This is a genomic window from Vicinamibacterales bacterium (genome assembly GCA_036012125.1).
In the GTDB taxonomy this organism is placed as follows: domain Bacteria; phylum Acidobacteriota; class Vicinamibacteria; order Vicinamibacterales; family UBA823; genus UBA11600.
Window position 1 is genome coordinate 98208 of sequence record DASCOS010000013.1, and the last position, 17537, is coordinate 115744.

Here is a 17537-nt window from a genome sequence, read left to right on the forward strand (position 1 = left end):
TTGAGTGTAACGATAAATCCTTTGGGTCAACGCTGGGTCCGTTGCGAGAATAAATGGCAATGAGTCCAGACACCTTCCTCGAAACGCCCCTGCAATATTTAAAGGGAGTCGGTCCACGTCGCGCCGAGGAGTTTGCTCAGGCACAGCTCCTGACAGTTGATGACCTCCTTCATCGATTCCCAATTCGATACGAAGACCGAAGTTGTTTTGAGTCCATAGATGGTCTTAAAGCTGGAATGACGGTCTCGGTTCTGGGCGAAGTCGTTCGCACGGCTGTACGATCCACTCGTCGGCGGGGATTCACCATATTTGAAATTCAACTTGCTGATGCAAGCGGCACTATCCGTGTCAGTTTTATGAACCAACCGTTTCTTCGGGAGGTCTTCAAGGCGGGCCAGCAGGCCATTTTATTCGGAACCGCAGAAGTTCGCAGAGGAGGGGGTCTGCAATTCACCAATCCTGAGTATGAAATATTTGGCAATGCTTCGAAAGAATTCGGACTGCATGGAGAAATGCAATCGGATCCTTTGGTCATAGGCGAGAGGCGTATTCATACTGGTCGAATCGTACCGATTTATGAGCGGGTTGGAGCAGTGACAACTAAGATGCTGAGGCGGATCGTGTTTGATGCGCTCCAACGTCTACCGAACAATCTTGAGGATCTCTTGCCGGAACAGCTTCGGCGGAAAATGGGCATTCCTGATACCCGTGCGGCATTTATCGGAATCCATTTTCCTGAAGAGCATACCGAGCTTTCCTTGCTGAACAGTTTTCGCTCTCCCGCTCAACAGAGAATGATCTTTGAGGAATTCTTTTTTTTCCAATTGGGACTTAGATTGCGTAGGCGAGCTCGTGAGGTTGAGCGTAAGCCCGTAGTGCCTTTAGTAGACAGTCGGGTTCGTAATGCAGCAATTCAGGTATTACCCTTCAAGCTAACGCAGGGACAGAAGGAGGCGCTGAGACAGATCGTTGATGATATGCGTAGGCCTGTGCCGATGAACCGCCTATTGCAGGGTGATGTTGGCGCGGGCAAAACGATCGTAGCGCTCATTGCAGCGCTTGTGGCTATGGAGAATGGTCTTCAGGTTGCCTTGATGGCGCCAACTGAAATTCTTGCTGCTCAACATTCTAGAACCCTTTCGCAGTACTTGGGTGCAAGTCGATTTGATGCGGTTAGGTTGTCCGGAGGCATGACTGCTTCTTCGCGCAGCCAGACGATTCAAGCGCTTGCTGGTGGAGATGCTCACTTAGTGGTTGGGACGCATGCCCTGTTGCAGGCTCCGATTGTATTTAGGAAATTGGGCCTTGTGATAATCGACGAACAACACCGGTTTGGAGTAGACCAGCGAGCTCAACTTCGGGACAAAGGGTGGTGTCCTGACGTTCTGGTTATGACTGCAACTCCGATTCCTCGAACCCTAGCGATGACCAGCTATGGAGATCTTGACATATCAACCATAAAGGATCTGCCTCCAGGACGGCGGCCTGTCAAAACAATCGCAAGATCAGAGAGACGTCGAGGCGAAGCGTACCGCCTGATTCAGCAAGAAGTTGAGGCTGGGCACCAAGCTTACGTAGTGTGTCCGTTAGTGGAAGAGTCAGACAAAGTTGACCTCAAGGCTGCCAAGGAGACTTTTGATTACCTAGCGACGTCGATGTTTCCTGATCATCGTGTGGGCCTGGTTCACGGCAAGCTGAAGGAGGGCGAGAAGGACCAAATTATGCTCGGCTTCGTGGCCGGGGAGTGTGACATCCTCGTATCCACTACCGTTATTGAGATTGGTGTAGATGTTCCCAATGCTACGGTGATGATGGTCGAACAGTCGGAACGATTTGGTTTAGCGCAGTTACATCAACTTCGGGGACGAGTCGGCCGAGGGAAATCCGCGTCACATTGCATTCTTATGTATGGGCCTAGCGTCAGCGACCTAGGCAAAGAGCGATTAAGGGCAGTCACAGAAAGTACAGATGGGTTTTATCTTGCAGAAAGAGATCTTGAGCTACGTGGTCCCGGGGATGTGTTTGGTACCCGCCAGTCCGGCATGCCCATGTTTCGGATGGGTGATTTACTTCGCGATCGAGCGTTGATGGAAAATGCCAGTGGAGAGGCCGAGCGTTGGTTAACATCAGAGCATGACAGCAAGGGTTTAATTAGTTTCGTAGAGGCAACTTGGGAGAAGCGATTTAGATTGGGCGGCGTTGGGTGATTAGAATTCTCGGGCAACTGGATCGCTTCTGAGTTTTGATATGCGTGTTATTGGTGGCGCTCTTAAGGGACGACGGCTAGATCCCCCAAAATGGCCCGGTCTTCGTCCTACGTCGGATAGGCTAAGAGAGACATTGTTTAATGTCCTCGGCGATCGAGTAGATGGCGCTCAGTTTATTGATGGGTTTGCTGGGACTGGCGCCGTCGGCATTGAGGCGCTCAGTCGAGGAGCTGCCCACGTGACGTTCGTGGAAACGGATCCACGTGCTGTGCGACTCATTAAAGCCAACCTTCGTCACTGTGCTTTAAAGGCTCGTTATACTATCGTGCATGTAGCAATACAGAGGGCCTGGAGAATAATGAAGGATGGATCATCTGGCATCATCTTTCTGGATCCTCCTTATGGGTATGCCGACCTCGAGACTGTTTTGGTTGGGGCTGCCGGACAGTTAGCTGAGGACGGGTTGGTGGTGTTAGAGCATGCCGCTCGGCGAAAGATAGACGAGAGTGTTGACGGCTTATCGCGAAGTCGCGTTGTCTCTGCTGGAGACAGCGCTCTGAGTTTCTATGATTCGAAAGTGTGAATGGATTAATTCTAACAGGTGAATGGTTAGAGGTGGTTATGGTTGGTGCGAGTGATAGAAAACGCGTTGCTGTGTATCCTGGGTCTTTCGATCCGTTAACGAACGGTCACGTCGACATCATTCTTCGCGGCGCTCGATTATTTGACCGCATAATTGTGGCTTTACTCGAGAACGCTGATAAATCACCCATGTTCACCATTGGGCAGCGACTTGAAATTGCTAAGAAAGTGTTTGCTTCTCATCATAATGTCGATGTCGATACCTTCGACGGACTGCTCGTAGATTATGTGAGGCTTCAGGGGGCGAACGTAATTGTGAGGGGTCTTCGAGCAATCTCTGATTTTGAATTTGAACTACAGATGGCCCTTATGAATCGACGGTTAAATCCGGACGTCGAAACAGTCTTTATGATGCCAGCGGAGCATTACACGTATGTAAGCTCTCGACTTGTGAAAGAAATATGTGGGCTTGGCGGCTCAATAGCTGGATTGGTGCCTGAGACGGTTGAGGCTCAATTACGACAGAAGCAGAAATCCAAGTAAGAGAGTAGGCGTTTACTGCGGTAATAGGCGCTGGAAGAGCGGAGTGTGGCAGTGGATATGTTGGCCGATAGGATGAACCGGGTTGCCTCTTCGCCTACGTTGAAAGTTGGCTTAGAGGCGGCGCGACTTCGCCGCACCGGCGCGGACGTGGTTGATTTTGGTGCCGGTGAGCCTGACTTTTCCACGCCTCCAAGTGCAAAGGCTGAGGCTAAAGCTGCGATTGATGCAGACTTCACGAAATATACGGCGAACGCTGGAATAGATGAGCTAAAAGAAGCAATTGCTAATCGGTATCGTTCTGCTTACGGGGTTGATTATTCGCCAGGGCAGGTGATCGTAACTGCCGGGGGAAAGCAGGCTCTCTACAATACCGCGATGGCGTTATTTGGTCCGGGTGATGAGGTTGTAACCCATTCACCGGGATGGCCATCAATCCCAGAGCAAATACGGCTGGCTGACGCCGCTCCTGTAATGGTGAGGACTGATGCTGAAGACGGTTTTCGAGTCAAGCCGCAGGCCATTCTGTCTGCACTCACTCGCCGCACACGGGGAATCATCATTAACTCACCAGGGAATCCAACGGGTGCGGTGATATCAGAAGGTGACCTCGCGCTGATCGCTGACGAGGCAAAGGCTCGAGGGATTTGGGTCGTACTAGATTTATGTTACGAGCGTCTTATTTACGAATCAGTTGCGCACAATTTACCCATGGTCTTATGGAGTCGGATGCCCGAGTTGTCAATAGTTACAGGTTCTATGTCGAAGGCTTATGCGATGACGGGTTGGCGTTGTGGCTGGGTAATTGGACCGAAGCAGGTTGTTGCTGCATGTGGCGCCATTCAAAGTCACGCAACCTCGAATGTCTGCTCGATCACGCAGCGAGCGGCGCTCGGAGCACTTGAGGGCCCGCAGGAATGTGTTGACGAGATGCTTGAGGAATATCGATCTCGTCGAGATCGTGTCATGGATTGGCTCCAGAGCGACTCGCGAATTCGCCTTGTGAGGCCAGCCGGAGCCTTCTATCTTTTTCCAGACATCTCGGAACTTCTGTTAGATTGTAAGATTCCAACCTCAGTAGACTTTGCTCAGAAATTACTCACCGAAGCGCACGTTGCAGTAACCCCAGGCGAGGCATTTGATGCGCCTGGATTTCTACGTATTTCCTACGCCACCTCGATTGAACGATTGCGTGAAGGGGTTGAAAGGATTCATAGGTTCATACGTAGCTTCGGTCCGGCGCCCGGAACTGTCTGACCTGTCGATTTGTGAGGTCGCCTTGGTTATGTGTGGAAGACCTCCTCTTCCTAGAGAAGCATGTTGAAAGCAGAGTTTATTCGTAAAGTTGAAGAGGTTGTTGGGCTGAAAGGCTGTGGTCGTGGCCAAGACGCTCTTGAACTCTACAGCGCTGACGCCTCGAGGTGTGAAGGAAGGGCTGAACTTGTGGTCTTTCCTGACACTACGGACCAGATTTCCACCGTTGCAGCATTGTGCAATCACCATCGGGTGCCGCTAACGGTGAGAGGGGCTGGTACGGGCTCTACGGGAGGTGCTGTACCGTCGCAGGGCGGCATCCTATTAGCCATGGAGCGTTTCAGTCGCATCATTGAAATTGATCAAGTTAACCTCCTGGCTATAGTCGAGCCGAACGTTGTAACCGGTGAGCTCCAGAAGATGGTTGAGTCGATAGGATTATTTTATCCACCGGATCCGGCTAGTTTGAATCGCTGCGCTATTGGGGGAAATATCGCGGAATGCGCAGGCGGTCCAAGAGCGTTTAAATATGGAACCACTAAACGTTATGTTCTTGGCTTGGAGGCTGTTTTGGCAACTGGAGAAATCATTCATACCGGTGGCAAGACAGTGAAGAATGTAGTCGGGTACGACCTGACCCAAACCCTGATTGGATCGGAAGGTACGTTGGCCATCGTGACTAAGGCCATACTTCGCTTGATACCTCTTCCTCCATGTCGTGAAACAGTTCAAGCGACGTTTAGGCATGTTGATGACGCGGTTGGGGCAATGATCGAGCTGGTCAAGGCCCGTGTTATTCCGTCTGCGTTAGAGCTTATTGACTTGGAATCACTCGAAGCCGTTGCTCGCTACTTAGACGATCGAACTCTGGCGCCAGCGGGGACGGCAGCGATGCTTTTACTAGAGGTGGATGGGTTACCGGAGACAGTGCGAGAGGAGGCAGCCCGGGTTGAGGATGCTTGTCGGCGGGTTGGCGCGGAGACCGTCCGATGTGCGGCCGATGTCGAGACCCGGGATGAATTGTGGCGGGTACGCCGAGAGCTGTCGCCGGCCCTTAAGGTGATTGCAGGGTTAAAACTAAATCATGATGTTGTTGTTCCTAAATCTAAGGTGCCTGACCTGTTTAAGGTGGTGGAGCAGCTTCGAATCAATTTTGATCTAACCATTGCATGTTTTGGGCACGTCGGGGATGGCAACATACACGTCAACATCATGGTCGATCCAAATGAACTTCGTGCGGTTTCCCGCGCAGCTGATGCGGAGCTTCAATTGTTTAAAGAGGTCGTTCGCCTAGAAGGTGTGATTAGTGGCGAACACGGCATCGGCTTGTCAAAGCGACCGTTTATGAAGCTCGGCTTATCATCTGACGAACTGGCCTTAATGAGTCGACTCAAGGCTGCGTTTGATCCAAACGGAATATTGAACCCTGGTAAAATCTTTCCCGATTGTTCGCAGGACGATTCAGAAAGCAGTGGATGACACGGACCAAGGACTGCCTGGCTAACGGTTCGTTACGATTAAGACGTTCTGTAGAATATTTTCAGGATCTGGCTGGAGGAGATCGCGTATACGCAGGCCGGCTCTATCGATGTAAGTAATTTGGTCAATTGGTCGTCCCAGTTGCTGTGCTCGTGGCCTCAGTCCTACCCAATCTCTTTCCGGAAGTATGCATAGGACCGGCGTCGTTGTTTCCAGAAAAGCGCTGACTTGCTCGGTGGTGAACATTTCGTGGCGCGGATGCCCGGAATAGAAGACCTGGTTCCGACCGAATGCCCGATAGGTACCGAGCAGATATTCACTCTGCCAATGTTTTGAGATGATGGCGCTTACCTGCTCAACGGGTGCTGGGCGATAAGTTGAAAACAGCTGTGTGTGAAGAACCAGGAGGATCACAGCGCTAGCAGCTGTGATTATAGGTATTACCCGATTCAGGGAAACGAAGATTGGCGAAATGGCGACCGCCGTTCCGGCGCCAATTAGGATGAGCCCCGTAAGCCAGGGATAGGTCGATCCAAGAAGCTCGAGTATCGGAGAAGCTCGAAAAAACAGAATGCCGAGGATTAACCAAAAGGTGGCAACCAACGCCACGGAGGTGCGCATCAATAGCGTGGGCTGTGCGCTGAGTTGCCTTTGAATACTCCTAGCAAGAAGGATGGCCAATGGTGCAAGGGCGGGAAGAATGTAGCGTGGCTGCTTGCCAATCGAAAGAGTGTAGAAGAGTAGTGGAGCAGCTGCCCAGACAACAAGCCGTAGACAAGTCGGTGATGGAAGTGTTCTGGCCTTGAGTGCTTTGATGAGGTCGGGTATCCACAGAATCGTGAATGGTGTCCAAGGTAGCAACCCGCCGGCAAGCACTGGAAGGTAAAACCATAGCGGTCGCGTTTGATTAAATTCTTCTGTTGTAAACCTTGCAATATTCTCGCCGACAAAAAAATAAACAAGGTAGGAAGGGCCGTGCTGATAAGCCATGACCAGGAACCATGGTGAGGCCAATACGAGAAATAGCAGGATGGCTATCACCGGCAAGATTGGTCTAAGACCGGTGGAGCGTCCAGGGCCAGGACTGACGACGCCTGGGTTGGCGTGTTTCCAATAAGCCAGCGGTAACGCAACCATTAAAGGTAAAACGATTCCGATCGGCCCCTTTGCAAGACATGCAAGCGCTGCCGAGGCCGCCGCGGCTAGGAGCCATGTCCGACGGTGCGAATCGGAATTAACGGCCTGGCCATTTCCAGCATCGATCGGGTTGCATGACAACGCCCGTAATAATGACCATGTTGCGAAAACAATAAGCACCGTTACGGGTAGGTCGGGAAGAGCTTGCCATGCAATCGCAGAAGTGCCGAATGTTGTGGCTACTATGGAACCGGCGAGAAATCCAGTGGAGGTGTTGTACCATCGCCGACCTATTGTGAAGGTTAGTAGGACTAATAAAAGGCCCGCAAATGCGGATGGAAAGCGAGCAGCGGTCTCATTGACACCAGTGAGTAAGTAGCCTGTTCCGATGAGCCAGTACATCAGGACGGGCTTTTGAAATCGTACAGTGTCGTTGTAATGGGGAGTTAGCCAATCACCGGTCATCACCATTTGACGGGCAGCTTCGGCATAATATGCCTCATCCGAGTCCGCTATGGCGCCATTACCGAGGGCGAGGAAGAACGTGACAGCGCAGAGCACCACGAGCCAGCGTAGGGGCGTCTGCACGGGTGGATTGTAACCCAGCTAGGAAGTGTAAAGATGGGATCGCAGGCTTGTTAATGGCGTTTTTTCTAGCAGTTGACAGTCCTGAGCCTCTTTCGTATACTCAAATCTCGTCGGGCATTGCTCGCATTGCGAATAGTCAGACTGCGGAACTTCCTGTTTCGCCTTTTACAATCCACACCCCTTACAACCTCTACTTACGGTTAACGTCTTTATGACAACAGAAAAAAAGCGCTCCTCAGCGCGTGCAGCCAACGATCAGGCCAGCGGCCAAGATTCAACAGCGGTTACGTCCCCGAAGTTGGCTCAGAAATCGAACTCCCGAAAACAGGGAAACACCTTAAACATTAGCGAGCTTAAGGAGATGAGTATCCAGAAGCTCACTCAAGTTGCCAAGGACCTGAGTGTTGCTGGCGCGACTGGCATGCGGAAACAGGAGCTCATTTTTCAGATTCTGAAAGCACAGACGGAAAAAAGTGGCTTCATTTTCTCTGAGGGTGTGCTTGAGGTATTGCCTGACGGTTACGGTTTTCTACGCGCGCCTGACTACAACTACCTTCCAGGGCCTGACGACATTTACGTTTCTCCGTCACAAATACGTAAGTTTGATTTGCAGACTGGGGACACGGTGTCTGGGCAAATCCGGCCACCGAAGGAGGGAGAGCGTTATTTCGCCTTGATTAAGGTTGAAGCCGTGAACTTCGAGGCGCCTGATCAGGCTAGGAACAAGTTATTTTTTGAAAACCTAACACCTCTTTATCCTGAGGAGCGGGTGAAGCTCGAAACCGGAGGTGACAATTTGTCAGCTCGGGTCATGGACCTCATGACCCCAATAGGCAAGGGACAACGTGGGTTGATCGTGGCCTCGCCGCGTACGGGCAAGACGATGCTGCTGCAGAACATCGCCCAATCAGTTTCTGCAAATCACCCTGAAGTCTATTTAATAGTGTTGCTAATTGACGAACGGCCTGAAGAAGTCACAGATATGCAGCGGTCCGTAGATGGGGAGGTCATTTCATCAACATTTGATGAGCCAGCGCAGAGGCATGTGCAGGTTGCTGAGATGGTGATAGAGAAGGCTAAGCGCCTAGTAGAACATAAAAAGGATGTGCTCATTGTTCTCGATTCAATTACGCGGCTCGCACGGGCGTACAACACCGTAATACCACCCTCCGGGAAAGTCCTTTCTGGCGGCTTAGATTCGAATGCATTGCAGAAACCGAAGCGGTTTTTTGGTGCCGCCAGAAATATTGAGGAAGGTGGCTCCTTAACGATCATGGCAACCGCATTGGTTGATACTGGCTCGAGAATGGACGACGTGATTTTTGAAGAATTTAAGGGCACCGGCAATATGGAGATTCACCTTGATCGAAAATTAGTCGAAAAACGTGTTTTCCCTGCGATTGACATACAAAAGAGTGGCACTCGGAAGGAAGAGTTGCTAATTGATAAGGATGATCTCAATAGGGTGTGGGTGCTTCGTAAGGTATTAGCACCTCTTTCTGCGGTTGAGGCGATGGAGCTTTTGTTGGATAAGATGGGCAAGGCGGAGTCGAACTCCGACTTTCTTTCGGCAATGCAAAAAATGGGATAGGTAGGGTGCCGGTGGCTGGAACGATGACGATTAAGGTTCGACGGAATGGCCCCTATCGTATAGATGGCGAAGGGGTGACGATTATCGATTGGCAGGGGCAGAAATATGCCGCCAAGGACGGTAACGTTGTTCTCTGCCGGTGTGGCGCTTCAGCCAATAAACCGTTTTGTGACGGCGCCCATTCTCGAATTGGATTTGCGCCAGACTCAACTACTGAGGATAACTTGACTTAGGTCGGATAGGGGGTCGAGTAAAGGGCCACTAGGAAGGCTCCTTTGCCGTGTTAGACCCCTCGAGTTTAGCTAATGCCTCGTAATGAGCGCGTTCCCTGTCGTTAAGCTGAGTTGGTAATAGAAGCTCGACGGTTGCGTAGAGAGCGCCGCGATCCTCTGGCTTTCGCACTCCCGGCATTCCCTGTCCTTTTAAGCGGAACACCTGCCCAGGTTGGGTTCCTGGTGGTATTTTTAGATTGAGGGCTATCCCCTCAACGTTTTGCACGGGAACGGCTCCTCCTAGAATAGCTGTTGTGAGTGGAACAGTAACCGAGGTATGAAGGTCGCGCCCTTTTCGGCGAAACTTCGGATGTGGGACAATTCGCACTCTTAGCAGCAGTTCTCCCGAAGCAGTCGAGCCGCCTTCTGGGCCATAAGGGATTCGAATTCGAGAGCGGTCGCTTACACCAGGTGGAATTCGGACGCTAACCACTCTAGTTTTATTGGCACTAAGAATTGAGATGCGTCGCTCCACGCCCAGAAAAGCTTCCTCGAGTGATAGGTCGATTGTCTGATTCACCTCTTTTGATTCTTTTCGCCGAGGACCTCGGGGGCGGGGTTGGCCAGGAGTTCCTCCAAAAAAGGCGTTAAAGAAATCCGAGAATGGGCTTGCGCCGTCGGCTCCTAGATTAGGTCCTCTAGTGGCATCGCCAAAATCAATTGTCCACCCACCACCGCCTCCAAAGGGCATTCCGCGGCCGAATGGGTCCTGATGGGGAGTGCCTGGCGATCCTGATTGCTCATACATCTTCCAGTTAGCTCCCAGCTCGTTGTATTTCCTTCGGGTCTCAGGATTCCCCAAAACCTCATAGGCCTCGGTAATGTTTTTAAAGACCGATTCGGCTTTTGCATTACCGGGATTCACATCCGGATGATGTTTACGGGCGAGCCTGCGGTAGGCCTGCTTGATTTCCTTATCAGTGGCGTTCTTGCTTACCCCGAGAGTGTCGTAATAGTCCATAAATTGCATGATCCGGCTGATAACCTGATGAGTTGACAGGAGACTGGATTAATCGAATCATTGAATGAAGGATTTGATCATTACGAAATATGAGGCAAATTAGTGATTGATATAGACTTTGGTTGGAACGAATCTATCTCTTGATACAACGTGGGTCAAGATCGGACGGTAACTACTCTCTCGAATGCTGGAAGTTGTAAACGCAGCCTGGTAGAGCCTTCTAACTTTTCACCCTGCACGGACTTTTAACATTGACTAATCGAGAAACCTTTTCCTCTCGCTGGGGGCTTATCCTGGCCGGTCTCGGTCTGGCGGTTGGAACTGGTAACTTGTGGCGCTTTCCGCGCATTGCTGCAGAAAACGGCGGCGCTGCATTCCTCATTCCATGGATCATTTTTTTGTTTTTGTGGTCATTGCCCCTCATGATCGCGGAGTTTGGCATTGGCCGCGGCACTCGTCGCGGCGTAGTTGGCTCCTTCGCTAAGTTGATCGGGTCACGATACGCATGGATGGGTGGTTTTATCGCCGTTACAACGATAATGGTTCTGTTTTACTACACCGTTGTCACCGGTTGGGCGTTGAAGTATTTTTTCGTCGCGATCAGGGGGGGAATACCCGCAGGGTCCCCAGAAGCCTACTGGGCAACTTACAGCCACTCGGTGTGGCAGCCCATTTTCTTTCACCTTATTTCTGTCGGGATCGGCGCCTTTATTATTCAACGTGGAGTTGTGCATGGGATTGAACGAGCGAATCGCATTCTTATTCCAATATTGTTTCTATTGTTGATCGTGGCGGTTATTCGGTCTGTGACACTTCCAGGTGCGGACCGCGGTTTGGCGTTTTTGTTTAACCCTGACCTCTCGGCATTAAAAAGCCACAAAACTTGGCTCGAAGCGCTGACTCAATCTGCATGGTCTACTGGTGCTGGGTGGGGCATGCTGCTTACCTATGCGACGTATATGCGGCGAAATGACGATGTTGTGTTGAACGCATCTACAATTGGCTTAGGTGACAACTCGGCATCGCTTTTAGCCGGCATGGCGATAGTGCCGACGGCGTTTGCCTTACTCTCGAATGAGGAAGCCCAGGCGGCTATGGCATCCGGCAATGAAGGCCTAACCTTTATATGGATTCCACAGCTCTTTGCACTGGTGCCGTTCGGCCACGTCTTTCTTCCCTTGTTTTTTTTAGCGTTGTTTTGTGCGGCCCTTTCCACCTTGATTGCGATGATTGAGTTTGCAACTCGAATACTGATGGACGGAGGTGTGAAAAGACGCAGAGCGGTACGATTGGTTGCCAGCGTGGTGGCAGTCATGGGAATACCTTCTGCGGTGAGCATGACGGTGTTTGTGAATCAGGACTGGGTGTGGGGACTCGCACTTATGATCAGCGGGTTATTTATTGCGATCGCCGTAATACGGTTTGGTCAAGATCGATTTTTGAATGAGTTTGTTAATGTTGAAGGTAACGACCTGAATCTTGGACGATTCTACGGATGGCTTATTAGATATGTAGTGCCAGCTGAGTTTATCGCTATCTTTTCCTGGTGGGTGTATGCCGCGGTCACAGCGCCAGGGTCTAAGCCTTGGTGGAATCCTACCGATCCGGTCGGTCTTGGTACGTGTTTGCTTCAATGGGGCGTGGCTCTGTCGCTCCTGATCTATTTCAATAAGGGCATCGCAGAACGTAGTTTGCATGAAGAGAAGGGGCAATTATGAGTTACGACACCTGGATAATGATGGTTATCGTGCTCATCGTGAACTGGGGTGGCTTTGTAGCGATGCTCGCCTATGGTATTCAGCGAGAGGCTCGAAAGGAGAAGTTAGGGTCTATTTCAAAGCCGGACCATTATTGAGGTGGGAACTGTCCTCGGGATGACGATTTCTAGGATTTCTGCCAAGACATTCCCTACGGTCTTTTATCAGGGTGGATGGGTTCTTCGAAGGAGGATGATGTGGGGTATCCAGAGTTCATGATCGCGCCGATGCGTGAAGAGTTAGTGCGGTTAGGCGTGAAAGAGCTACGCACTGCCGCTGAGGTGGACAACCTCGTTAAAGATACCAAGGGTACGGTGATGGTGGTAGTGAACTCTGTCTGTGGCTGTGCAGCCGGGCGGGCTCGGCCAGGGGTTGCCTTAGCGCTTCAGCATGCGACAACACCTGATGTTACCGCCACGGTCTTTGCCGGGGCGGACATTGAGGCCACCGAACAGGCTCGGTCCCACTTCGTTGGATATCCGTCCTCATCTCCAGCAATTGGACTACTCAAGGATGGCCACCTGGTCTATATGATGGAGCGACATCAAATTGAGGGTCAGGAGGCTCCAGCTATCGCCAGACAGTTAATCGGTGCATTTGAAGAGCACTGCTCGACAGTCGAAGTCGCTCGTTGAGTCGGTTACGGTTGGTTTTCTGGCGGGCGGTGGATGCATGCCGCCCGTTCTTATTGTACCGGTAGTTATTTAGAGCAAGGACTGGTAACGGGAAGCGGGCCTACGTGAGCGTAGCGGTTAGACGTGCTTGCAACAACTTCGTCATCATGCCTTGAGGACCACCAAATGCAATTAGTAGAACCGCCTGAAATGGCGAGTCGGGACTTGAAGTCATAAGCGCGTTAATTGAATTCTACCCTAGGAAAATCGGGATGTGGATCAGTCGGAAAGTATGGGTCGGTTGTTGCCCGTGCTATACTCGCCCGTTTTTATGTCTCGAATACTTGTGACAAATGATGATGGCATTCGATCCGACGGTCTGGAATCTCTTGCTGTCGCACTCGAAGAGTTGGGCGATGTGGTGGCGGTTGCACCTCTACTCGAGTCTAGTGCGATTAGTCACTCATTAACACTGCGGAGACCGTTACGACTAGAGCGGATTGCACGACAAAGGTACGCTGTGGACGGTACGCCGGCCGATTGTGTAAACGTCGCTCTAGTGAAGCTCCTAGGGGGGCTACCGGATGTGGTGGTCTCCGGAATCAATAAGGGGGCTAACGTCGGTGATGACGTTTTCTATTCGGGCACGATTGCTGGGGCAATGGAGGCGACACTACTCGGGATTCCCAGTTTGGCAATATCTTTAGAGCGAACGGCAAACCCATTCAATTTTTCCCAAGCTTGCTCAGTGGCCGTAAGTCTTACCAAATCAGTGCTTAGTGAACGATTGCCTGAGCGAACAGTTCTTAACGTGAATGTTCCCGAGCGGCCTGCGAAAGGTGTTCGCGTAACCGTTCAGGGCCGTCGAAATCCAGTTTCATCCTTAGCCGATCGCCTTGACCCTCGAGAGGAGCCATATTTTTGGATTCAACAGGGTAAGGCGCGTTGGGAGGAGATGGAACATTCTGACCACCATGCATTAGCTGATGGCTGGATATCGATAACGCCACTTCAGTCAGACCTAACTAATCATGCGGCCCTAGAACTTATAGCTGACTTGTCTCGTACTCGATCGACTGAGGTAGAATAGGCGGCCAAACGGTCGGGGCGTGGCTCAGCCTGGTAGAGCACTCGGTTCGGGATCGAGGGGTCGGAGGTTCAAATCCTCTCGCCCCGACCACTTTCCATAGCAGGCGCGGATTTAGAATGTCGATCGCGCCATCGTAACTCGAGATTACGATCTACTAACGATTAACCTTCTCGTGGCCTCTTAGTAACTCGTGGTTGGCGCTCTTGGTTTCACGTATCGGTCGTACCAGGCCAGGTAACGTTCATAGCGGTCTTGCTGATAGGTTGGACGGCGAATGCCGTGGCTTTGATCGGGATAGATAACCAATTCGGTTTCTCTCCCAAGCCGTCTAAGAGCTTGGTATAGCTGCTCTGAATTTAACGCTGGAACATTCCAGTCAACTTCGCCATTCATGACAAGAGTAGGTGTCGTGATGTCGTCAACTCTGAAAAAAGGCGATAGATGAATCCAAAGATCTAGGTTGCGCCACGGCAGGCCAAGTTCTGCTTCCCACTGACGTTGATAATGGTCGGTTCCGTAATTCGATAGGTAGTTGACTTCACTCGCGCCAGTTATTGCTGCTCGAAATCGGTTCGTCTTGGTTATGACGTGGTTCGTCAATATACCGCCGTAGCTCCAGCCTCCAATTCCAAGTCGGTTGGGGTCAGCGATATTGTTCTCAACCAGGTGATCGACGGCTGCAATTACGTCATCAAAATCCTTATTGCCCCAGTCAGCCCAGATAGCCCGCGAAAATTCAAATCCATAGCCAGATGATCCTCTCGGATTTGCCGCGACGACGGCGTAGCCATGAGCTGCAAAGAGTTGCCATTCGAAGCGAAAAGCTGTCGAATATTGGCTCACTGGTCCGCCGTGAATTCTTAGCAGTGTTGGTAATTCGGTGCCTTCGGGTTCCCCTGGCGGCCGGGTGAGAAACGCTCCCACCGGGGTTCCATCAGCACTTACCGCTGTGAACCGTTCTACTGGCGCAAGTGTGATAGTGGCAAGATGTTTATCATTGACTTGGCTTATTCGCGTGAGTCCGCTTGAGTCGACACGAGAAATTTCCCCTGGGTAGTGCGGCTGGCTTTCCAGAATGACGATGTTGCCGTTCTTGTCGAGGTCGAAATTTGACAAAGTTCTTTCCCCGGCAACTACGCGTTCAACGGCTCCACCATCAATTGGGGATTTTGCCAAGTGCCGATTGCCCTCGTCCTCAAGTAGGAAAAGAACATGTTCGCCATCGGGTGTCACTCGCGGAGACGAGCCGTTGCGATCCAGTTCTGCGCCTAGGTGGATTGGGTTTCCTCCCGCGACAGGAATTACTGCGACATACCGAGGGGCATACCAAATGTCAGATGGATTTCCACCGGCAACGTAGGTAATAAATGTGCCATCAGGACTAAAAGAAGGTGAGCCGTCACTACCCTCAGAAGTTGTGAGTTTTCGAATCGTTGCATCCGAGCGTGGCTCGGTTAAGAAGATGTCGGTATTCGCATTGGAGTCGGGTTCCTCGGTCCGATTACTAACGAAAGCAAGAAGAGATCCGTCGGGAGACCAGGCTGGCGAGGAATCATCATGGGGTCCGTCGGTGACTTGCTGGGTATTCTTGGTGGTTACATCGAAAACATGAAGGTGACGATGACGATTAGTCAAATAGCCCTGTCCGTCCCGTTTAAATTGAAGCCGCGTGATGACTATTGGCTTTCTAACGTCGGAATCATTCGATTCATTCGGATCCGCATCGGAGGCGATTATGGCGAGCTTGGATGCGTCGGGAGACCAGCTGAAACTCGAAACGCTTCCGTCGTAACTTGTAAGCCTGATCGCCTCACCGCCGCGACGGTCAAGGAGCCATACCTGTGAGCCGTTTCCCTCTCTTGAGGAGAGAAAGGCGAGATATCGCCCGTCCGGACTCCACCGAGGACTTGATTCCGAACCTTCCGTGGAGGTCAGACGGACGGCTTCTGCCGTAGGATCCGTCAGTGACGACATATAAATGTCCACATCGCGACGATCGGCGTCAATATCCATGCCGGAAACTGTGTAGGCAACCCACGCGCCGTTGGGACTAATCGTGGGTGCGCCAACGGTGCGTAGTTCGAAAAGGTCGGCAATTTCTAAGGGCTGACGGTTTTGTCCAAATACGGGACTGGCAAGCGCCAGGCAGATTAGCAAGGTGTAAAGCGATCGTGCCGTCGTGTTCATAGACGCCTTTCGTGCCGTAAAGAGGACATCGAGATGCGAACTCCAATGCATTGTAGGCGATTCTGCTTGGCTTGACACAAAAGTGTCGGCGCTAGAGGATCGGGTTTCCTGTGGACAGAGACCCGACCCGAGGTATCCAAGATTGTTATGAGCCTAAATGATGAGAAGCTGAGCCGAAGTACCAGATTTGACCGATTTAGCCAGAGAACCGAATGGCCGATGGCTATTCTGGCTATCAGCCTTGTTCCAATTCTTATCATTGAGAGCGAAGCGGTCGACCCGACCGTGCTAAACATTGCACTCTTATTGAATTGGATAATTTGGTTTGCGTTCTGTGCGGAGTATTTTTCCAAGCTTGTCCTGGCTCCCCAACGACTCAAATTCATTCGCGTCGCATGGTTTGACCTTGCCATTATTTTGCTATCTCCGCCGTTTCTTCCGGCGCTTTTTGAGGGCACCCGTACGTTACGACTACTTCGAGTGCTTCGTCTCCTTCGGGTGCTGGCGGTGGCTGGTCTTGGACTTCGACTCTTACGGAAGCTTCTCGGGCGGCATCAATTTCATTATCTTGGGACAGTTGCTGTTGGCCTCGTGGCTCTTTGCGGCGTGGGTGTCTATTTTCTTGAGCGAAACGAAAATCCCTCAATCGATACTTTTGGGGATGCACTGTGGTGGGCAATCGTGACAGCTACTACCGTCGGATACGGTGATGTTTCTCCTGTGACGATAGAGGGGCGGGTGATTGCCGTCATATTAATGATTGCAGGGATTGGGGTAATTGGTGCGTTTACCGCTACGGTAGCGAGCCTTTTTTTAGAGGATGACGGCTCGAAGGGGCAGGCGAAGATCGACCATCGTCTGGACATAATTGAGACTAAATTAGATCGTTTAATGGTGGAGATTGCTAAGAATAATTCTAGACAGCCTTGAGCTGTAGAATTTTGTCATCTGAAATGCAGCGGTCATGAAGTCAACGCTTGTGTCGCGGCGATATGTAATTCGTGGAAGGGTCCAAGGTGTCGGATTCCGTATCTTTGTACAAAAGGCTGCACGGAAAGAGGGTTTGGATGGGCAGGTGTTGAACCGAGTCGATGGAAGCGTTGAGGCCGTGGCCGTCGGCGGGGTCGAAGCCATCAAGAGGTTCGAGCAGGCCCTCCGCGAGGGGCCACCAAATGCAAGGATTGAGGGTGTCGGGATAACAGACTGCGCACCGACAGGGCTTGGTTCGGGGTTCTCGATTCTGCCATGACACGCATAGAGGGATGCCTACACGTTCCA

Annotated in this window: 16 protein-coding genes and 1 tRNA gene; 14 read left to right on the forward strand and 3 right to left on the reverse strand. The window is 51.4% G+C overall.

Features of this window, described 5'->3' with window-relative positions; translation table 11 throughout:
- Positions 1–59 precede the first annotated feature (59 nt).
- The 5 genes from recG to QGH09_05680 are packed head-to-tail and all read left to right on the forward strand — an operon-like array spanning position 60 to position 6062.
- Positions 60–2207 carry an ATP-dependent DNA helicase RecG gene (gene recG, locus QGH09_05660; protein ID HJO17666.1) on the forward strand — a complete coding sequence of 716 codons (2148 nt, stop codon included), beginning with the start codon at positions 60–62 and terminating at the stop codon, positions 2205–2207.
- A 40-nt stretch (positions 2208–2247) separates the two neighbouring features.
- On the forward strand, positions 2248–2790 hold the full coding sequence (gene rsmD / locus QGH09_05665; protein HJO17667.1) for a 16S rRNA (guanine(966)-N(2))-methyltransferase RsmD: 543 nt from the start codon (positions 2248–2250) through the stop codon (positions 2788–2790).
- Positions 2787–3332, forward strand: coding sequence for a pantetheine-phosphate adenylyltransferase (coaD, locus tag QGH09_05670; protein ID HJO17668.1), 546 nt, complete (start codon positions 2787–2789; stop codon positions 3330–3332). Before rsmD ends, coaD begins: the two co-directional genes overlap by 4 nt.
- A 45-nt stretch (positions 3333–3377) precedes the next feature.
- Positions 3378–4586 carry a pyridoxal phosphate-dependent aminotransferase gene (locus QGH09_05675; protein ID HJO17669.1) on the forward strand — a complete coding sequence of 403 codons (1209 nt, stop codon included), beginning with the start codon at positions 3378–3380 and terminating at the stop codon, positions 4584–4586.
- A gap of 60 nt (positions 4587–4646) precedes the next feature.
- Entirely contained in the window at positions 4647–6062 is a 1416-nt protein-coding gene (locus QGH09_05680; GenBank protein HJO17670.1) for an FAD-linked oxidase C-terminal domain-containing protein, read from the forward strand.
- A gap of 21 nt (positions 6063–6083) precedes the next feature.
- Here QGH09_05680 and QGH09_05685 read toward each other — a convergent pair whose 3' ends face one another.
- Positions 6084–7787: a glycosyltransferase family 39 protein gene (locus QGH09_05685; protein HJO17671.1), complete on the reverse strand. Its 1704-nt coding sequence runs from the start codon at positions 7785–7787 to the stop codon at positions 6084–6086.
- A gap of 211 nt (positions 7788–7998) precedes the next feature.
- Here QGH09_05685 and rho point away from each other — a divergent pair, with 211 nt between their 5' ends.
- Positions 7999–9378 carry a transcription termination factor Rho gene (rho, locus tag QGH09_05690; GenBank protein HJO17672.1) on the forward strand — a complete coding sequence of 460 codons (1380 nt, stop codon included), beginning with the start codon at positions 7999–8001 and terminating at the stop codon, positions 9376–9378.
- Between the two features lie 23 nt (positions 9379–9401).
- Positions 9402–9611, forward strand: a complete 210-nt coding sequence (locus tag QGH09_05695) for a CDGSH iron-sulfur domain-containing protein (protein HJO17673.1) — start codon at positions 9402–9404, stop codon at positions 9609–9611.
- Positions 9612–9639: 28 nt separating this feature from the next.
- Here QGH09_05695 and QGH09_05700 read toward each other — a convergent pair whose 3' ends face one another.
- Positions 9640–10620, reverse strand: a complete 981-nt coding sequence (locus QGH09_05700) for a DnaJ C-terminal domain-containing protein (GenBank protein ID HJO17674.1) — start codon at positions 10618–10620, stop codon at positions 9640–9642.
- 242 nt (positions 10621–10862) lie between these two features.
- Here QGH09_05700 and QGH09_05705 point away from each other — a divergent pair, with 242 nt between their 5' ends.
- The 5 genes from QGH09_05705 to QGH09_05725 all read left to right on the forward strand — a co-directional run bounded on the left by QGH09_05705 (position 10863) and on the right by QGH09_05725 (position 14162).
- Entirely contained in the window at positions 10863–12329 is a 1467-nt protein-coding gene (locus QGH09_05705) for a sodium-dependent transporter (GenBank protein ID HJO17675.1), read from the forward strand.
- Entirely contained in the window at positions 12326–12466 is a 141-nt protein-coding gene (locus QGH09_05710; protein ID HJO17676.1) for a hypothetical protein, read from the forward strand. Before QGH09_05705 ends, QGH09_05710 begins: the two co-directional genes overlap by 4 nt.
- Positions 12467–12541: 75 nt before the next feature.
- The gene (locus tag QGH09_05715) at positions 12542–13003 is read left to right on the forward strand and encodes a BrxA/BrxB family bacilliredoxin (GenBank protein ID HJO17677.1); all 462 of its coding nucleotides are present in this window, start codon (positions 12542–12544) and stop codon (positions 13001–13003) included.
- Positions 13004–13256: 253 nt separating this feature from the next.
- Positions 13257–14072 (forward strand): 5'/3'-nucleotidase SurE, encoded by an 816-nt coding sequence (surE, locus tag QGH09_05720; GenBank protein ID HJO17678.1) that lies wholly within the window; start codon positions 13257–13259, stop codon positions 14070–14072.
- 13 nt (positions 14073–14085) lie between these two features.
- A tRNA-Pro gene (locus QGH09_05725) sits at positions 14086–14162 on the forward strand.
- A 90-nt stretch (positions 14163–14252) separates the two neighbouring features.
- On the opposite strand, the gene QGH09_05730 is transcribed toward QGH09_05725, so the two are convergent.
- Positions 14253–16310, reverse strand: a complete 2058-nt coding sequence (locus tag QGH09_05730; GenBank protein HJO17679.1) for a S9 family peptidase — start codon at positions 16308–16310, stop codon at positions 14253–14255.
- Between the two features lie 168 nt (positions 16311–16478).
- Between QGH09_05730 and QGH09_05735 the strand changes: the two genes are divergently transcribed.
- A complete protein-coding gene (locus tag QGH09_05735) occupies positions 16479–17189 on the forward strand; it encodes a potassium channel family protein (GenBank protein HJO17680.1) in 711 nt (236 codons plus the stop codon).
- A 34-nt stretch (positions 17190–17223) separates the two neighbouring features.
- Positions 17224–17508: an acylphosphatase gene (locus QGH09_05740; protein HJO17681.1), complete on the forward strand. Its 285-nt coding sequence runs from the start codon at positions 17224–17226 to the stop codon at positions 17506–17508.
- Positions 17509–17537 lie beyond the last annotated feature (29 nt).